Annotated in this window: 14 protein-coding genes; 2 read left to right on the plus strand and 12 right to left on the minus strand. The window is 50.7% G+C overall.

Going from position 1 to position 17,317, the window contains the following annotated elements; translation table 11 throughout:
- Window positions 1-149 precede the first annotated feature (149 nt).
- Together AC1RKC_RS23750 and AC1RKC_RS23755 are read left to right on the plus strand one after the other, a co-directional pair.
- Window positions 150-623: an acyl-CoA thioesterase gene (locus tag AC1RKC_RS23750; RefSeq protein WP_230090449.1), complete on the plus strand. Its 474-nt coding sequence runs from the start codon at window positions 150-152 to the stop codon at window positions 621-623.
- Between the two features lie 333 nt (window positions 624-956).
- Window positions 957-1,772, plus strand: coding sequence for a helix-turn-helix domain-containing protein (locus AC1RKC_RS23755; protein WP_493092783.1), 816 nt, complete (start codon window positions 957-959; stop codon window positions 1,770-1,772).
- Here the strand turns inward: AC1RKC_RS23755 and AC1RKC_RS23760 are convergent.
- The 12 genes from AC1RKC_RS23760 to AC1RKC_RS23815 all read right to left on the minus strand — a co-directional run.
- Window positions 1,740-3,032, minus strand: coding sequence for a sensor histidine kinase (locus tag AC1RKC_RS23760; protein WP_020828740.1), 1,293 nt, complete (start codon window positions 3,030-3,032; stop codon window positions 1,740-1,742). The genes AC1RKC_RS23755 and AC1RKC_RS23760 overlap by 33 nt on opposite strands.
- A gap of 1 nt (window position 3,033) precedes the next feature.
- Window positions 3,034-3,498: a putative pterin-binding protein gene (locus AC1RKC_RS23765; protein ID WP_020828741.1), complete on the minus strand. Its 465-nt coding sequence runs from the start codon at window positions 3,496-3,498 to the stop codon at window positions 3,034-3,036.
- Window positions 3,498-3,944: a GNAT family N-acetyltransferase gene (locus AC1RKC_RS23770; RefSeq protein ID WP_493092782.1), complete on the minus strand. Its 447-nt coding sequence runs from the start codon at window positions 3,942-3,944 to the stop codon at window positions 3,498-3,500. Before AC1RKC_RS23770 ends, AC1RKC_RS23765 begins: the two co-directional genes overlap by 1 nt.
- A 171-nt stretch (window positions 3,945-4,115) precedes the next feature.
- Window positions 4,116-8,336 carry a DNA-directed RNA polymerase subunit beta' gene (gene rpoC / locus AC1RKC_RS23775; protein WP_020828743.1) on the minus strand — a complete coding sequence of 1,407 codons (4,221 nt, stop codon included), beginning with the start codon at window positions 8,334-8,336 and terminating at the stop codon, window positions 4,116-4,118.
- Window positions 8,337-8,454: 118 nt separating this feature from the next.
- The gene (gene rpoB / locus AC1RKC_RS23780; protein ID WP_020828744.1) at window positions 8,455-12,483 is read right to left on the minus strand and encodes a DNA-directed RNA polymerase subunit beta; all 4,029 of its coding nucleotides are present in this window, start codon (window positions 12,481-12,483) and stop codon (window positions 8,455-8,457) included.
- Between the two features lie 334 nt (window positions 12,484-12,817).
- Window positions 12,818-13,183, minus strand: coding sequence for a 50S ribosomal protein L7/L12 (gene rplL, locus AC1RKC_RS23785; RefSeq protein WP_012004743.1), 366 nt, complete (start codon window positions 13,181-13,183; stop codon window positions 12,818-12,820).
- A gap of 62 nt (window positions 13,184-13,245) precedes the next feature.
- The gene (gene rplJ / locus AC1RKC_RS23790) at window positions 13,246-13,743 is read right to left on the minus strand and encodes a 50S ribosomal protein L10 (RefSeq protein WP_020828745.1); all 498 of its coding nucleotides are present in this window, start codon (window positions 13,741-13,743) and stop codon (window positions 13,246-13,248) included.
- Between the two features lie 330 nt (window positions 13,744-14,073).
- A complete protein-coding gene (gene rplA, locus AC1RKC_RS23795) occupies window positions 14,074-14,778 on the minus strand; it encodes a 50S ribosomal protein L1 (RefSeq protein WP_004953932.1) in 705 nt (234 codons plus the stop codon).
- Window positions 14,779-14,781: 3 nt separating this feature from the next.
- Complete coding sequence (rplK, locus tag AC1RKC_RS23800; protein WP_015376316.1) at window positions 14,782-15,210, minus strand: 50S ribosomal protein L11; 429 nt, start codon at window positions 15,208-15,210, stop codon at window positions 14,782-14,784.
- A gap of 162 nt (window positions 15,211-15,372) precedes the next feature.
- A complete protein-coding gene (nusG, locus tag AC1RKC_RS23805; protein ID WP_004953928.1) occupies window positions 15,373-15,918 on the minus strand; it encodes a transcription termination/antitermination protein NusG in 546 nt (181 codons plus the stop codon).
- 1 nt (window position 15,919) lies between these two features.
- A complete protein-coding gene (secE, locus tag AC1RKC_RS23810) occupies window positions 15,920-16,303 on the minus strand; it encodes a preprotein translocase subunit SecE (protein ID WP_020828746.1) in 384 nt (127 codons plus the stop codon).
- Window positions 16,304-16,561: 258 nt separating this feature from the next.
- Window positions 16,562-17,317: elongation factor Tu (locus tag AC1RKC_RS23815; RefSeq protein ID WP_493092781.1), on the minus strand; the 756-nt coding region annotated here is incomplete at its 5' end.

The following is a 17,317-nucleotide window of genomic DNA, read 5'->3' on the forward strand; positions in this document are numbered from 1 at the left end:
TTACCCATCCCCGGATCGTGCCGGATACCCTCCCGCGCGATCCGGGCCTTCCTTTTCGGTTTGCTCACTCATCAACGTGGTTCGGGGATTTTGACAAAGCCAACTGGTTGGACCACATTTAACCTCTCACCCCCGGCGGAATAATAACCATGAACCTGTACCTGCGACTGATTTGGATCTTTATCTCGTCACGCTGGAAAGCGCGCATGTCAATGGATGACCTGACCAGCACCCTGCAAACTCGAGTTTGGCTAAATGATATCGATATCAATCTGCACATGAATAATGGCCGCTACCTGACGGTGTGCGACCTCAATCGGGTGGATATGTTTATTCGAACCGGATTAATGAAGCTGATGCTCAAGCGGCGTTGGTCGCCGATCGTCAGTCAACTGAATATGAATTACAAAAAGGCGCTGCAGCCCTTCCAACGTTATCAAGTCAGTATGACCATTACTCACTGGGACGATCGTTACTTTTATGCGACTCATACTTTCAGTGTCGGCGATCGGATTGTGGCACTGGGCACGTCACAGGCAGTCGTTGTCGGGAAAGAAGGCGTAGTGGCGCCAGAAGAAGTAGCAGAAAGCGTGCGACAATATCAACAGGCGAGCAAGGTGTGACCACCTGCGCCGCGGTGATGTGATGTGATGTGATGAGTCCCTGATGCTGTAATGGCCCTGGCGTCGGCCGTGTATCTTTTTTTGCTGCCTGCCCCTAGCTTGAAGACAGGAGCAGGCAGCTTATTCTGTGAGACAGGCAGCCCCCCCAGGAACGCGAATCGCACATATAAGTGCTAATTAATCATATCAACGATAAAATGTGAATGTCTTTTGAGTGTTTTTTTGAGTGCCATTGAGTGTAATTTGAGTTTATTCATGAAAATCAAACGGATATCGCCGCAGCCATCCTGACTTCATCTATAATCGAGCCAGTAGGCAACCTCGGGACAGCAAATGCTCGTGGTCAACATCAGAAAAATCGAGGTGATCATGAAAAAAACGCCAAATTACGCAGAGGCAATCAGTACGTTGCTGGCCCAAAAAGGGGTGGGTGACAGAAAGCACGCATCAACCATGGCAAGCATTCTGAACCTTCAATATAACAGTGCCAAGCAGAAGCTGGACGGTAAAAGAGGCATCACTCTCGATGAGGTAAAAAGGGTATTCCAATACTTCAATGAATCGTTTGAAGGACGCAGAGCCCACAACTGCGTGTTTATCATGAACAGCATACATAAACGGTGCAATATCGAGGTTGATGACAAGCCGGTAGACAGCATTGAGGACGGGGAAACCTATGCGTTCAGAAAAGACGATCTTTTTATTATTAACACCGGCAGAGATAAAAGCGCAGGCGCAGAGCTGTATAAGGTCAGGAAAATAGACTTTCTTCCGGCACCCAGAATTGCCATCCTCGACAATGACCAAGACATCCTGGAGTTGCTAAAAAAAATCACCACCCGCTACGGTATCGAAACAGAGACTTTTCCAACCGCAAAAGCAATCATCGATAGCCTGGAGCAACATACCTACGAGGCCTTTATCCTTGATTGGCTGTTAGACTTTGGCGAGACATCAGAAAAGGTCGTAGAAAAGATAAAAGATCGAGTGGATACCCATACACAAATCATCATCCTGACAGGCCAGTTACACCACTATGAGAAAAACATCGGCGATATGATATTAAACTACGACGTACATTTGATTGAGAAACCAGCAAAGCCGCTGATTATTTCTTCACTGTTGCTTTCCCATTTGTTTTTCAACTGATTTTATTGGCAAGCAAATGAGGAATGACGAGCCTTTACCTTCAACAGATTTTACTCTGAGGGTGCCCTTCATCCTGGTCACATAGTTCTTTATAATGGTCAGGCCCAGGCCCAGCCCCTGGCGCGTCTCTCTTTCCACCCCCTGATTAAATGCTTTATATAATCTGTTAATATTTTTCACGTTAAAGCCGATACCATTATCTTTCACCAGAAGATAAAGACGACCGTGACAAACCTTCACATTCAGAATTACCAAGCCGCAATGGGTATATTTATCGGCATTACCCAACAGATTGACGATTATTCGATATAACTTGTATTTATCGGAATGAACTTCCCCTGAATAAGACGAATACCGGACAATAAATTTATTGCGACCGTCCCCACCCACCGCAGCAACAGCATCGTCAACCACCTCATTGAGTGAAAACAGAGAATCATTGACCTTTACTTCCCCCATTTCAAGCCGTGAGTAATCCATGACCTCACGCGTTTGCTCTGCAATTTTATTGCCGTGATGCGAGATGAGCCTGGCCTCTTTTTTTAACTCATCCTGCACCAACTCATGCTCCATGATGTCTGCCGCAATCACGATGGCCTGCGTTGAGCCGGCTATCTCATGGTAAATGGAAGAAATAAAGATATTCTTATTCTTAACTATCTCCTTCAGTGAAAACGCATGCTTCAAAATCAGGAACATCATCAAGAAAATCAGCACCAGTGAAATAATAGCAAACAGCTCGGCTTTACCTGAATTATCTTTGATGATGTCTTTAACCTCGGTGAAATTCCTTATCTGTATTTTGTAGATTATCTCTTGAATATCGACCAGGGTAATTTCCATCTCGTCCATAAAGGAGAGTATATCTGCTCTGGTTTTGGTGCCATTTAACAACTCAACGCTAAGTTGATCCAGCTCAGCATACTGCTGCTTCAAAACCGCAATGGTTTTTATAAATTCTTCATCATAATAAAAAGCATCGCTGAACGTCGAGCGCCCCTCAAGAATGGCAATTTTTGAGGCAAATATTTTCTTTTTGAGCATAAAAGCGTCGTAGTTATCCTCATCGCCCAGCAGCAATGCGGTTTTTGTCCTTTCAAATGACAAAAAGAGGATTTCAGCAACGGAGTAATTATCGAGATTGGGCTCAATCTGCTTGTATCGCTCTTTCACATTGCCGAAATTTGTGGCAATCAGTAAAACCAAGAGCACCAACACTGCAACCAGAGCGACAAGCGTCCCGATAAATTTTTTGCTCATTTCACTTAACCTCTAGCATCTTTATCTGCCAAACGGTTTTTGCGTTCACATCAATATTGTTCAACTCTGGGTGGCTATCACGAGGATAGATAATCGCAAAAGGCCCTAATTGTGCGACGTCCATAAGCTCGCCATTTTTCTTATAGGCGATAATAACCTTGTATTTAGCCAACTCAGCAACGGGCATTGAATATGAATAATCATCCCAGGCAAAAGCGCGAACCTTACTTCCCGTCAGGCCATATTCCTTTGCCAGTACGCCAAACTCAACGCCGGTAAAAACGGCCTCAGGAGTGAAATTGGTAGAGGTTTTAATCGAAGAAGATGGCATCGCCTCTAACGCCTTTAGCGTAATCTTAACCTTCTCGCCATCGCTCTTTTTAAGATAAAAATAATCAACGCCAGCATAGAGTGGAGCGCTAAACAGAGACATCAGAAATAATGCTATCAATCCTTTGATTTTCATTACTTATCACCTTTACGTTTAACCAGCTCCGCCTGACTAAACTCATCCTTGCCAATGGCAACCCACCCGCGCCGCTGATAAAACGCTTCAGCCTTCGATCCCGGATCGGTAGTGAGATGGATCTCTTGAGCGCCATTTTCGAATAACCATGCCGTTACTGCATTCAGTAAGGCAGAACCAATCCCCTTCGACTGGTATTCCGGTTTAACAAACAGCCCACCGATCAAGGGTTCAGGAATAAAGAGCCCGAAACCTACGCCGGCGTAATCATCACCGCATTTGCAAATCCAACCACCCCCCTGGTTAATATCATCCAGTGCCTGGGTCCTATGAAGATATTGGATCTGGTGAGGGTGAAGCGGGTTCTCTTCGACGGAGAATCTAATTTCATACAGGTAAGGCAAGTGTTTTGCCGTAAGTTTCTCGAAGGTGATCAGGCTGTCCATATCTGTACAATCCTTGGTTGTAATAGCACGCAGGTGATTTTAGCCATTATTTCGGGTTTATTCATAGTAGCAAAGATTCCCCCTGCCGGAGCGGGCAAAAAAAAACCGCCCCCGGAGGAGCGGTTTATCTGGCAAGGAACCGGCAAGCCGGATCCCGAGTGCATTCAACGATTAATCGTTGTTGCCGCCCAAGCCTGCATTCAGCAGTTCAGCCAGGTTAGCCGTTGCTTCTTCCGCGCTCACCTGCGGAACAACTGGCACTTCACCCTGTGCTTTACGGCGCATACGGTCCTGATGATAAGCGTAACCGGTACCGGCTGGGATCAGACGGCCCACGATGACGTTCTCTTTCAGGCCACGCAGTTCATCACGCTTACCGGCAACAGCCGCTTCGGTCAGAACGCGCGTCGTTTCCTGGAACGATGCTGCGGAGATGAAGGACTCGGTCGCCAAGGAAGCCTTGGTGATACCCAGCAGATCGCGTGAGAAGGTTGCCTCGATTTTGCCTTCAGCAGCAAGCTGACGGTTGGCAATCTTAACGCGTGACACTTCAGCCTGCTCGCCTTCCAGGAACTCGGTGCCACCTGCGCTGACGATGGTGCCTTTACGCAGCATCTGACGAACGATAACTTCAATGTGTTTATCGTTAATCTTAACGCCTTGCAGACGGTAAACTTCCTGCACTTCGTTGGTGATGTAGCGGGTAACCGCATGCACACCACGCAGACGCAGAATGTCGTGCGGAGATTCTGGGCCGTCAGAAACAACGTCACCACGCTCCACAACTTCGCCTTCAAACACGTTGAGCTGACGCCATTTTGGAATCATCTCTTCGTAAGCGTCGCTGCCGTCCAGTGGAGAGATGACCAGGCGACGTTTGCCTTTGGTCTCTTTACCGAACGAGATAATCCCGCTGATTTCAGCCAGGATTGCAGGCTCTTTCGGACGACGTGCTTCGAACAGATCCGCAACGCGTGGCAGACCACCGGTAATATCCTTGGTACCGCCGGATTCCTGAGGAATACGCGCCAGGGTATCACCCGCACCGATCTGAATGCCGTCTTCCAGCTGCACAATCGCTTTACCTGGCAGGAAGTATTGAGCAGGCATATCAGTACCTGGGATCAACACGTCGTCGCCTTTGGCATCAACGATTTTCAGTGCCGGACGCAGGTCTTTACCGCTACCGGTACGCTCTGCGCTGTCCAGTACAACCAGAGAAGACAAACCGGTCAGTTCGTCGGTCTGGCGTGTAATGGTCTGGCCGTCAACCATATCAGCGAAGCGGATGAAACCACTCACTTCGGTGATAACTGGCATGGTGTGCGGATCCCAGTTAGCAACGGTTTCGCCGCCGTTAACTTCTGCACCGTCACCTTTGCCCATCACGGCACCATAAGGCACTTTGTAGCTTTCTTTAGTACGGCCGAATTCGTCGATCAGCTTCAGTTCGGTGTTACGAGAGGTAATCACCAGCTTGCCTGCGGCGTTCATTACGAACTTCACATTGCTCAGCTTCAGGCTACCCTTGTTTTTCACCTGGATGCTGGATTCAGCAGCCGCACGAGATGCCGCACCACCGATGTGGAACGTACGCATCGTCAGCTGTGTACCCGGCTCACCGATTGACTGTGCCGCGATAACGCCGATAGCTTCGCCTTTGTTGATGATGTGACCACGTGCCAGGTCGCGACCATAGCAGTTTGCACACACACCAAAGTCGGTCTCACAGCTCACTACGGAACGGACTTTAACGCTGTCGACAGAGTTCTCTTCCAACAGGTCACAGGTCTTCTCGTTCAGCAGGGTGTTGCGTGGCACCAGGATGTCAGCCGTACCCGGCTTGATAACATCTTCTGCTGTCACACGACCCAGAACGCGTTCGCGCAGTGGCTCTTTAACGTCACCACCTTCGATAACCGGAGTCATCATGATGCCGTTGTGAGTACCACAGTCGTCTTCGGTAACTACCAAGTCCTGCGCCACGTCAACCAGACGACGGGTCAGATAACCGGAGTTAGCCGTTTTCAGTGCGGTATCCGCCAGACCTTTACGAGCACCGTGCGTGGAGATGAAGTACTGGAGTACGTTCAGACCTTCACGGAAGTTCGCGGTGATTGGCGTTTCGATGATGGAGCCGTCCGGCTTCGCCATCAGACCACGCATACCGGCCAGCTGACGAATCTGAGCGGCGGAACCACGCGCACCGGAGTCGGCCATCATAAAGATGCTGTTGAAGGAAACTTGTTGTTCCACAACGCCGTCACGGTTAACCACGTCTTCAACCGACAGGTTTTCCATCATCGCTTTAGCAACACGTTCGTTTGCCGCAGCCCAGATATCGATCACTTTGTTGTAGCGTTCGCCGGCGGTAACCAGACCAGATTGGAACTGCTCCTGGATCTCGGCAACTTCGGTTTCCGCTTCTTCAATGATCTCCGCTTTCTTGGCCGGGATAACCATGTCGTCGATACCTACGGAAGCGCCTGAACGGGCTGCGTAAGCAAAACCGGTGTACATGATCTGGTCAGCAAAGATAACGGTCGGCTTCAGGCCCAGGATGCGGTAACAGGTGTTCAGCATCTTGGAGATAGCTTTTTTGCCCAAAGGCTGGTTAACGATCGAGTACGGCAGACCGCGCGGCACGATCATCCACAGGATGGCGCGACCAACGGTAGTGTCGATGATCGAAGTCTGGTGTACAGACTCGCCTTCAGTGTTTTTGATCTCTTCGGTGATACGCACTTTGACACGCGCATGCAGAGAAGCCAGACCGGCGCGGTAAATACGCTCCGCTTCTTTCGGGCCGCTCAGCACCATGCCTTCGCCTTTGGCGTTAACACAGTCACGGGTCATGTAGTACAGACCCAATACAACGTCCTGAGAAGGAACGATGATTGGCTCGCCGTTCGCAGGTGACAGGATGTTGTTGGTAGACATCATCAACGCACGCGCTTCCAGCTGAGCTTCCAGCGTCAACGGTACGTGAACAGCCATCTGGTCACCATCGAAGTCGGCGTTGTATGCCGCACAAACCAGCGGGTGCAGCTGGATTGCCTTGCCTTCGATCAGAACAGGTTCAAACGCCTGGATACCCAAACGGTGCAGGGTTGGTGCACGGTTCAGCAGTACCGGGTGTTCGCGGATAACTTCATCCAGGATATCCCAAACGACAGCTTCTTCGCGCTCAACCATTTTCTTGGCGGCTTTGATGGTGGTGGCCAGGCCACGCAGCTCCAATTTGCCGTAGATGAACGGTTTGAACAGCTCCAGTGCCATTTTCTTAGGCAGACCGCACTGATGCAGACGCAGGTATGGACCTACGGTGATTACAGAACGACCAGAGTAGTCAACACGTTTACCCAACAGGTTCTGACGGAAACGACCCTGTTTACCTTTGATCATATCGGCCAAAGATTTCAGAGGACGTTTGTTGGAACCGGTGATGGCACGACCGCGACGGCCGTTATCCAGCAGGGCATCTACCGCTTCTTGCAGCATACGCTTTTCGTTGCGCACGATGATGTCAGGCGCAGCCAGATCCAGCAGGCGTTTCAGACGGTTGTTACGGTTGATCACGCGGCGATACAGATCGTTCAGATCTGAAGTCGCGAAACGCCCCCCATCCAAAGGAACCAGCGGACGCAGATCCGGCGGCAGTACCGGCAGCACGGTCAGGATCATCCACTCTGGCTTGTTGCCAGACTGCACGAACGCTTCCAGCAGCTTGATACGCTTGGTCAGCTTCTTACGCTTGGTTTCGGAGTTGGTTTCGTTCAGCTCTTCACGCAGCTGCTCGCACTCGGCTTCCAGATCCATGTTTTTCAACAGGGCCTGAATAGCTTCCGCACCCATCTTGGCGTCGAATTCGTCACCGAACTCTTCCAGCGCATCCAGATACTGCTCTTCAGTCAGGATCTGACGACGCTCGAGGTTAGTCATACCGCCTTCAACAACCACATAGGATTCGAAGTACAGTACACGTTCGATGTCACGCAGCGGCATATCCAGCAGCAAACCGATGCGCGAAGGCAGCGATTTCAGGAACCAGATGTGCGCAGTCGGTGAAGCCAGCTCGATGTGGCCCATACGCTCACGGCGTACTTTGGTCTGGGTCACTTCAACGCCGCACTTCTCACAGATCACGCCGCGATGTTTTAAGCGCTTGTACTTACCGCACAGGCACTCGTAGTCTTTTACCGGCCCGAAGATACGGGCGCAGAAAAGGCCGTCACGTTCTGGTTTGAACGTACGGTAGTTAATGGTTTCCGGCTTTTTAACTTCACCGAACGACCACGAACGGATCATGTCTGGCGATGCCAGAGCAATCTTGATCGCATCAAACTCTTCGGTCTTAGTTTGCGCTTTCAGAAACTTCAATAAGTCTTTCACGGATTGGCTCCTGTCGGAGTTAAACCTGTTGGGTGCACGCTGACAAATCGCGCACCCGTGTGACCTGAACAACCACCCTCAGGCTCCCTAAGGCCGGGAGCCTGAGCTGGAAAAACGATTACTCGTCTTCCAGTTCGATGTTGATACCGAGCGAGCGGATTTCTTTCAACAGTACGTTGAAGGACTCCGGCATGCCTGGTTCCATGCGGTGATCGCCATCCACGATGTTTTTGTACATCTTGGTACGGCCGTTAACGTCATCCGACTTAACGGTGAGCATTTCCTGCAGGGTATAAGCCGCGCCATATGCTTCCAGTGCCCACACTTCCATCTCACCGAAGCGTTGACCACCGAACTGCGCCTTACCACCCAGCGGTTGCTGAGTAACCAAGCTGTAAGAACCGGTTGAACGGGCGTGCATCTTATCGTCAACCAAGTGGTTCAGTTTCAGCATGTACATATAGCCAACGGTAACCTGGCGCTCAAATTGCTCACCGGTACGGCCATCGAACAGCGTAATCTGACCCGAGGTTGGGATCCCGCCCATTTCCAGCAGTTGCTTGATTTCAGTCTCTTTCGCACCATCAAACACCGGCGTTGCGATTGGCATACCTTTTTTCAGGTTCTCTGCCAGACGCAGGACTTCGTCGTCGGTGAAGGTGTTCAGGTCAACTTTCTGGCAGACGTCGTCGCCCAGATCGTAGGCCTTCTGAATGAACTCACGCAGCTTGGCCACTTCCTGATGCTGCTTGAGCATTTGGTTGATCTTCTCACCAATGCCTTTCGCAGCCATACCCAGGTGGGTTTCCAGGATCTGACCGATGTTCATACGTGATGGTACGCCCAGCGGGTTCAGTACGATGTCAACCGGCGTGCCGTTTTCATCGTAAGGCATATCTTCGATCGGGTTGATCTTGGAGATAACACCTTTGTTACCGTGGCGGCCTGCCATTTTGTCACCCGGTTGGATCTGACGTTTTACGGCCAGATAAACCTTAACGATTTTCAGCACACCTGGTGCCAGATCATCGCCCTGGGTGATCTTACGACGCTTGGCGTCCAGCTTCTTCTCGAAGTCGGATTTCAGCTCGTCGTACTGCTCTGCCAGCTGTTCCAGCTGGTTTTGCTTCTCTTCGTCGGTCAGGCCCAGTTCCAGCCAGCGATCGCGTGGCAGTTTGCTCAGCTTCTCAGCTTCGACACCGCCGGCAACTAGCACCGCATGGATACGCGTGAACAAGCCAGCTTCCAGGATCTGCAGTTCTTCAGTCAGGTCTTTCTTCGCCTGCTTCAGCTGCATCTCTTCGATTTCCAACGCACGCTTGTCTTTTTCCACGCCATCGCGGGTGAAGACCTGCACGTCGATAATCGTACCGGAAACGCCGTTTGGTACACGCAGAGAGGAATCTTTAACGTCAGATGCCTTCTCACCGAAGATCGCACGCAGCAGTTTCTCTTCTGGCGTCAGTTGGGTTTCACCTTTTGGCGTTACCTTACCGACCAGAATGTCACCACCGGTTACTTCAGCACCGATATATACGATACCGGATTCATCCAGTTTGGAGAGCGCAGCTTCACCCACGTTAGGGATGTCGGCAGTGATCTCTTCAGGCCCCAACTTGGTGTCGCGAGACACACACGCCAGTTCCTGGATATGGATGGTAGTGAAGCGATCTTCCTGAACTACACGCTCGGACACCAAGATGGAGTCTTCGAAGTTGTAGCCGTTCCACGGCATGAACGCCACGCGCATGTTCTGGCCCAGCGCCAGTTCACCCAGGTCAGTGGACGGGCCATCTGCCAGCACGTCGCCGCGCTCGATTGGCTCACCCAGATTCACACACGGCATCTGGTTGATGCAGGTGTTCTGGTTAGAACGGGTGTACTTGGTCAGGTTGTAAATATCGATACCTGCTTCGCCCGCGTGCATCTCGTCTTCGTTAACTTTGATAACGATACGGGAAGCATCCACGTACTGGATCACACCGCCACGGCGAGCTACGGCAGTAACACCGGAGTCAACCGCTACAGCACGTTCCATACCGGTACCTACCAGCGGCTTGTCAGCACGCAAGGTTGGAACCGCCTGACGTTGCATGTTCGCACCCATCAATGCACGGTTGGCGTCATCGTGTTCCAGGAATGGAATCAGTGAGGCACCAACGGAAACAACCTGCTGGGTTGATACGTCCATATAGTCAACCTGATCGCGGCTGAACAGGCTTGATTCGCCTTTGCTACGACAGGTGACCAGGTCTTCTATGAAGCGGCCGTCTTCGTCCAGGTTGGAGTTCGCCTGAGCGATAACGAAGTTGCCTTCTTCAATAGCAGACAGATAGTTGATTTCATCGGTAACCAAACCGTCACGCACGCGGCGGTACGGAGTTTCCAGGAAGCCATACTCGTTTGTCTGTGCGTACACGGACAAGGAGTTGATCAGACCGATGTTTGGACCTTCCGGCGTTTCGATTGGACACACGCGACCGTAGTGAGTCGGGTGTACGTCTCGAACTTCAAAGCCGGCACGTTCACGGGTCAGACCGCCTGGGCCCAATGCAGAGATACGACGCTTGTGCGTGATCTCGGACAACGGGTTGTTCTGGTCCATAAACTGAGACAGCTGGCTGGAGCCGAAGAACTCTTTCACCGCCGCCGAAATTGGCTTGGCGTTGATCATGTCCTGTGGCATCAGGGTATCCAGATCGCCCAGGGACAGACGTTCTTTCACCGCACGCTCAACACGTACCAGACCTACACGGAACTGGTTCTCAGCCATTTCGCCGACGGAACGGATACGACGGTTGCCCAAGTGGTCGATATCGTCCACTTCGCCTTTACCGTTACGGATATCGATGAGCTTCTTCATCACTTCAATGATGTCGTCTTTGCTCAGGATGCCCGAACCTTCGATCTCGTCACGCAGCAGAGAACGGTTGAACTTCATACGACCAACCGCAGACAGATCGTAGCGGTCTTCAGAGAAGAACAGGTTCTCGAACAGGCTTTCGGCAGCTTCGCGCGTTGGCGGCTCACCAGGGCGCATCATGCGGTAGATTTCTACCAGCGCGCTCAAACGATCGCTTGTTGGATCGACACGTACGGTCTCAGAGATGTACGCACCGTGGTCCAGATCGTTGGTGAACAGCGTTTCAATACGCTTGTGGCCTGACTGGCTCAGTTTGGCCAGCAGATCCAGCGACAGCTCCATGTTGGCTGCGCAGATCAGCTCACCGGTATTGGTATCGATATAGTCCTTCGCGACCACTTTGCCCGCGATGTACTCGACCGGTACTTCAATACTATGAATTTCGTCTTTTTCGAGCTGACGGATATGACGAGCGGTGATACGACGGCCTTTCTCAATGTAGATCTTGCCGTTGGCTTCGATATCAAACGAAGCAGTCTCACCACGCAGACGCTCTGGAACCAGCTCCATCTGCAGCTTGTTATCACGGATCTCGAAAACTACTTTCGCAAAGAACAGGTCAAGGATCTGCTCAGTGGTGTAGTTCAATGCACGCAGAATGATGGTCGCAGGCAATTTACGGCGACGGTCAATACGTACAAACAGGTTGTCTTTCGGGTCAAACTCGAAATCCAACCATGAACCGCGGTAAGGGATGATACGTGCGTTATACAGCACTTTACCCGAAGAGTGGGTTTTACCCTTATCGCTGTCGAAGAATACGCCAGGACTACGGTGAAGCTGAGATACGATAACCCTCTCAGTACCGTTGATCACAAAGGTGCCGTTTTCGGTCATGAGCGGAATCTCGCCCATATAGACTTCTTGTTCCTTGATGTCTTTGACCGTACCTTCCGGAGCTTCACGCTCGTAGATTACCAGGCGCAGTTTTACGCGCAGCGGTGCAGAGAACGTCACACCACGGATCTGGCACTCTTTGACGTCGAAGACCGGCTCACCAAGACGGTAGCTAACGTATTGCAGCTCCGAATTGCCACTGTAGCTCTGGATAGGGAAAACAGAACGGAATGCGGCTTCTAAGCCGTACTGCCCTTCTGGATCTTGCTCGATAAACTTCTGGAACGAATCAAGCTGGATAGAAAGGAGATATGGTATGTCCAAAACTTGTGGACGCTTACCAAAATCCTTACGAATACGTTTTTTCTCGGTATAGGAGTAAACCATAGGGTTCCTCAGCTCGCTGGAAAGTCGAACCTATCTGTCCGTCCGGATATAGGACGGTTCACGCAACACCATTTTGTCGACCGGAAAGCGGGAACACTTTCCGCAATACTCGTTTCTATCACGCTTAAATCATTTCGTTGCGCTGTACGGCAGATTTTGCTGCGGCAGGGAGGGCAATATATTAAGTCGTCGATAGAAAGAAATATTGGGGTTAGTCAGTAGCCAAACAGTGTGAAACTCTACTGACGCCCTACAGCGCAAAAAGGCTGGTGACCAAAAAGTCACCAGCCATCAGTCTGTTAGTTAAAACAGACTGCACTCAGAAAGCAGTGGCTTATTTAACTTCAACTTCAGCGCCAGCTTCTTCCAGAGCTTTTTTCAGTGCTTCAGCGTCGTCTTTGCTGATGCCTTCTTTCAGTGCTGCTGGTGCAGACTCAACCAGGTCTTTAGCTTCTTTCAGACCCAGGCCAGTTGCGCCACGTACTGCTTTGATTACTGCAACTTTGTTCGCGCCGATACCTTTCAGTACAACGTCGAATTCAGTTTTTTCTTCAACAGCTTCAGCAGCAGCAGCAGGACCTGCAGCTACAGCAGCAGCAGAAACACCGAACTTCTCTTCCATAGCGGCGATCAGTTCAACGATTTCCATTACAGACAGAGCTGCAACGCCTTCGATAATTTGGTCTTTAGTGATAGACATAACAAATGTTCCTAAAATTCAGAAATAGTTTAAATACGTAAGCAAAGGCTAAGAAAGAGGGCTTATGCCGCTTCTTTCTGATCGCGCAGTGCAGCCAGAGTGCGAACCAATTTGCCGGCAGCGGCTTCTTTCATGGTTGCCATCAGGCGTGCGATTGCTTCATCGTAAGTAGGCAGAGTTGCCAAGCGGTCAATTTGTGCCGCAGGGATCAGCTCACCTTCAAAGGCCGCAGCTTTAACCTCGAATTTTGCATTCGCTTTCGCGAACTCTTTGAACAGACGAGCAGCAGCGCCCGGGTGTTCGTTAGAGAATGCAATCAAGGTAGGACCGACAAACGTGTCTTTCAGGCATTCGAATGGAGTGCCTTCAACTACGCGACGCATCAAGGTGTTGCGAACAACACGCATGTAAACGCCAGCTTCACGACCTGCTTTACGCAGTTCAGTCATTTTATCAACGGTAACGCCACGGGAATCCGCAACAACCGCAGACAGCGCGCCTTTGGCTACTTCGTTGACTTCAGCAACAATCGCTTGTTTGTCTTGAAGATTTAATGCCATTAGCTTTTTGCTCCTGGATTTAGCCGGGGGAAATCCCCAGCACTCACATCACTCAACACCTTGTGATAAATCACGCAGCGAGAGCGTTCAAACACGGTGAGCAGAATCCAGCAAAGACAATTTAAAAATTTTCTTTAGGCTCTGTCACCGTCTACGCAGGAAGGATTAAGTACCTTTCGATACACCTGCGGTCTTGGACGGAGGCCTGGATAGGCCAGGCTCCAACCGAAAAATCTTTGTTCCACTATGGCTATTGCCAATAGCAAAACCTTGGGGCATAAGATTCTAGACGAACCTTAGCCCCAAGTCAAAGCGATAATCGCAGGGCGATTAGTTCGCTACAGCAGTCAGGCCGCTTTGATCGATAGCAACGCCAGCACCCATGGTGGTGGAGAGGCTAACTTTCTTGATGTACACGCCTTTCGCCTGAGATGGTTTTGCTTTTTTCAGCGCAACCAGCAGGGCTTCCAGGTTTTCTTTCAGCTTGTCTGACTCGAAATCAACCTTACCGATAGTGGTATGGATGATGCCGTTTTTGTCGTTACGGTAACGAACCTGACCTGCTTTAGCGTTTTTCACTGCTTCAGCAACGTTCGGAGTAACTGTACCCACTTTCGGGTTTGGCATCAGGCCACGTGGACCCAGGATCTGGCCCAGTTGACCAACAACGCGCATTGCATCCGGGGAAGCAATAACAACGTCGAAGTTCATTTCGCCTTTCTTGATCAGGTCTGCCAGATCTTCCATACCTACCAGCTCTGCGCCAGCAGCTTTAGCAGCTTCAGCGTTAGGGCCCTGGGCAAATACGGCAACGCGAACGGAACGACCGGTGCCGTTTGGCAGAACGGTAGCGCCACGAACGTTTTGGTCAGATTTACGAGCGTCGATGCCGAGGTTAACAGCAACGTCAACGCTTTCTACGAATTTAGCGGTGGCCAGCTCTTTCAGCAGAGCAACAGCTTCGGTGATGTCATACTGTTTAGTAGCATCAACTTTGTCACGGATCACGCGCATGCGCTTGGTCAGCTTAGCCATTTCTTAATCCTCCACTACCAGGCCCATGGAACGAGCAGTACCTTCGATGGAGCGAGTCATCGCTTCAACGTCAGAACCAGTCATGTCCGCAGCTTTGGTTTCTGCGATTTCACGTACCTGAGCACGAGTCACTTTACCTACTTTGTCTTTGTTCGGCTTGCCAGAACCAGACTTGATACCAGCCGCTTTTTTCAGCAGAACTGCTGCTGGCGGGGTTTTGGTAACGAAAGTGAAGGAGCGATCAGAATAAACGGTAATAACAACCGGAATCGGCAGACCTTTCTCAACGCTGTCAGTCTTAGCATTGAACGCCTTACAGAATTCCATGATGTTAACGCCTTGCTGACCCAGAGCTGGACCAACTGGCGGACTTGGGTTAGCCATACCGGCTGCAACCTGCAGCTTAACGTAGGCTTGTACTTTCTTGGCCATTTACAATTCCTCGGTTTGGGTAATATCGCCTCAAGAGAGGCTCCCCGTGTTTCACCTCGCTCAACTCAATGAGCAAGGTCTATAAAAACAAAAGGCGCGAAATTATAGTTCAATTTCGCGCCTCTGACAAGCAGCAAAAGCCACTCGCTGCTGATTAATTGATCAGCCTTTTTCAACCTGAGCGAAGTCCAGTTCCACCGGCGTTGCACGGCCAAAGATGGAAACGGAAACTTTCAGGCGGCTCTTCTCGTAATCCACTTCTTCAACAACACCGTTGAAGTCAGCAAACGGACCATCGTTAACACGGACCAGTTCACCCGGTTCGAACAGCGTTTTAGGACGCGGCTTATCACCCACCTGCTGCAGGCGGTTCATAATCGCATCAACTTCTTTATCGCTGATCGGTGCCGGACGGTCAGAGGTGCCGCCGATGAAACCCATTACGCGCGGAACACTACGCACCAGGTGCCAGCTGGCGTCGTTCATTACCATCTGGACCAGGACATAGCCCGGGAAGAATTTACGTTCACTTTTACGACGTTGGCCACCACGGATCTCAACAACTTCTTCCGTAGGTACCATCACTTCGCCGAACAGTTCTTCCATATCGTGCAGTTTGATGTGCTCACGCAGCGATTGCGCTACGCGACCTTCAAAACCGGAAAACGCCTGAACGACGTACCAACGTTTTTTTGGAGCTTCAGACATTTTAGAACCTCAGGCCAGTAATAAACGATACCAGACGGACCAAAATACCGTCCAGGCCCCACAGAATCAGTGACATCACGGCAGTTACCGCGGCAACGATCAACGTGGTATGTAGCGTTTCCTGACGAGTTGGCCAGATCACCTTGCGCACTTCAGTGCGCGCTTCGCGTGCAAAGGCAACGGTGGCCTTGCCTTTGGTGGTCATCAGCGCTACAGCGCCAGCAACAGCGATAACCACTACAACAGCCAGCGCACGTAATGGCAGGCTGAAATCACGGTAGTAATAGTTACCGACAATCGCTACAACCAACAGAACGGCGACGATCAGCCACTTAGCCGTTTCCAGGCCGCGCCCGCTCCCTTGAGCCTCGGTATTCGCACTCATAAACCAACCTGTCACAATGAATTCAGAACAGACAACTTTGCCTCGCACAGCAAGACAAACCAAACCGATCAAATGCCGCTCGGCAGCATTTCGGTGTTTTACGCTATGACGTATCTCAGTCAATACGGCTTTAAGAGCCCATCTCACCAATGATTATGACTGCAAAATCGCTGATGAGATAGGTTCTAGTTCACAGCGTAGAAAAAGGGCATCAAATGATGCCCTTTTACCGCGTGTCGCGTCAAACGTTATCAGCGATTAAGCGATAACTTTGGCAACAACACCAGCGCCAACGGTACGGCCGCCTTCACGGATTGCGAAACGCAGGCCGTCGTCCATCGCGATTGGGTGGATCAGGGTAACAACCATGTTCACGTTGTCACCTGGCATTACCATTTCAACGCCTTCTGGCAGTTCGATGGTACCGGTCACGTCAGTTGTACGGAAGTAGAACTGTGGACGGTAGCCTTTGAAGAATGGAGTATGACGACCACCTTCTTCTTTGCTCAGGATGTACACTTCTGAGTCGAACTTGGTGTGTGGCTTGATTGAACCTGGTTTAGCCAGTACCTGACCACGTTCGATGTCTTCACGCTTGATACCACGCAGCAGAACACCAACGTTCTCACCAGCACGGCCTTCGTCCAGCAGTTTGCGGAACATTTCAACGCCAGTACAGGTAGACTTAACGGTGTCTTTGATACCAACGATTTCAACTTCTTCGCCAACTTTAACGATACCGCGCTCAACACGACCGGTAACAACGGTACCACGACCGGAGATGGAGAAGACGTCTTCGATTGGCAGCAGGAACGGCTTGTCGATAGCACGCTCTGGTTCTGGGATGTAAGAATCCAGGTAACCGGCCAGCTCGATGATTTTAGCTTCCCACTCAGCTTCGCCTTCCAGTGCTTTCAGCGCTGAACCACGAACAACCGGCAGGTCATCACCAGGGAAGTCGTAAGCAGACAGAAGTTCACGAACTTCCATTTCTACCAGTTCCAGCAGCTCTTC

It is taken from the genome of Serratia sp. GW822-FHT06E05 (genome assembly GCF_058799445.1).

Excerpts from the sequence above, each read along its gene's own strand:
- AC1RKC_RS23750 (WP_230090449.1), top strand. The coding sequence starts at position 150 with ATGAACCTGTACCTGCGACTGATTTGGATCTTTATCTCGTCACGCTGG.
- AC1RKC_RS23755 (WP_493092783.1), top strand. The coding sequence starts at position 957 with ATGCTCGTGGTCAACATCAGAAAAATCGAGGTGATCATGAAAAAAACG.
- AC1RKC_RS23760 (WP_020828740.1), bottom strand. The coding sequence starts at position 3,032 with ATGAGCAAAAAATTTATCGGGACGCTTGTCGCTCTGGTTGCAGTGTTG.
- AC1RKC_RS23765 (WP_020828741.1), bottom strand. The coding sequence starts at position 3,498 with ATGAAAATCAAAGGATTGATAGCATTATTTCTGATGTCTCTGTTTAGC.
- AC1RKC_RS23770 (WP_493092782.1), bottom strand. The coding sequence starts at position 3,944 with ATGGACAGCCTGATCACCTTCGAGAAACTTACGGCAAAACACTTGCCT.
- rpoB (WP_020828744.1), bottom strand. The coding sequence starts at position 12,483 with ATGGTTTACTCCTATACCGAGAAAAAACGTATTCGTAAGGATTTTGGT.
- rplL (WP_012004743.1), bottom strand. The coding sequence starts at position 13,183 with ATGTCTATCACTAAAGACCAAATTATCGAAGGCGTTGCAGCTCTGTCT.
- rplJ (WP_020828745.1), bottom strand. The coding sequence starts at position 13,743 with ATGGCATTAAATCTTCAAGACAAACAAGCGATTGTTGCTGAAGTCAAC.
- rplA (WP_004953932.1), bottom strand. The coding sequence starts at position 14,778 with ATGGCTAAGCTGACCAAGCGCATGCGCGTGATCCGTGACAAAGTTGAT.
- rplK (WP_015376316.1), bottom strand. The coding sequence starts at position 15,210 with ATGGCCAAGAAAGTACAAGCCTACGTTAAGCTGCAGGTTGCAGCCGGT.
- nusG (WP_004953928.1), bottom strand. The coding sequence starts at position 15,918 with ATGTCTGAAGCTCCAAAAAAACGTTGGTACGTCGTTCAGGCGTTTTCC.
- secE (WP_020828746.1), bottom strand. The coding sequence starts at position 16,303 with ATGAGTGCGAATACCGAGGCTCAAGGGAGCGGGCGCGGCCTGGAAACG.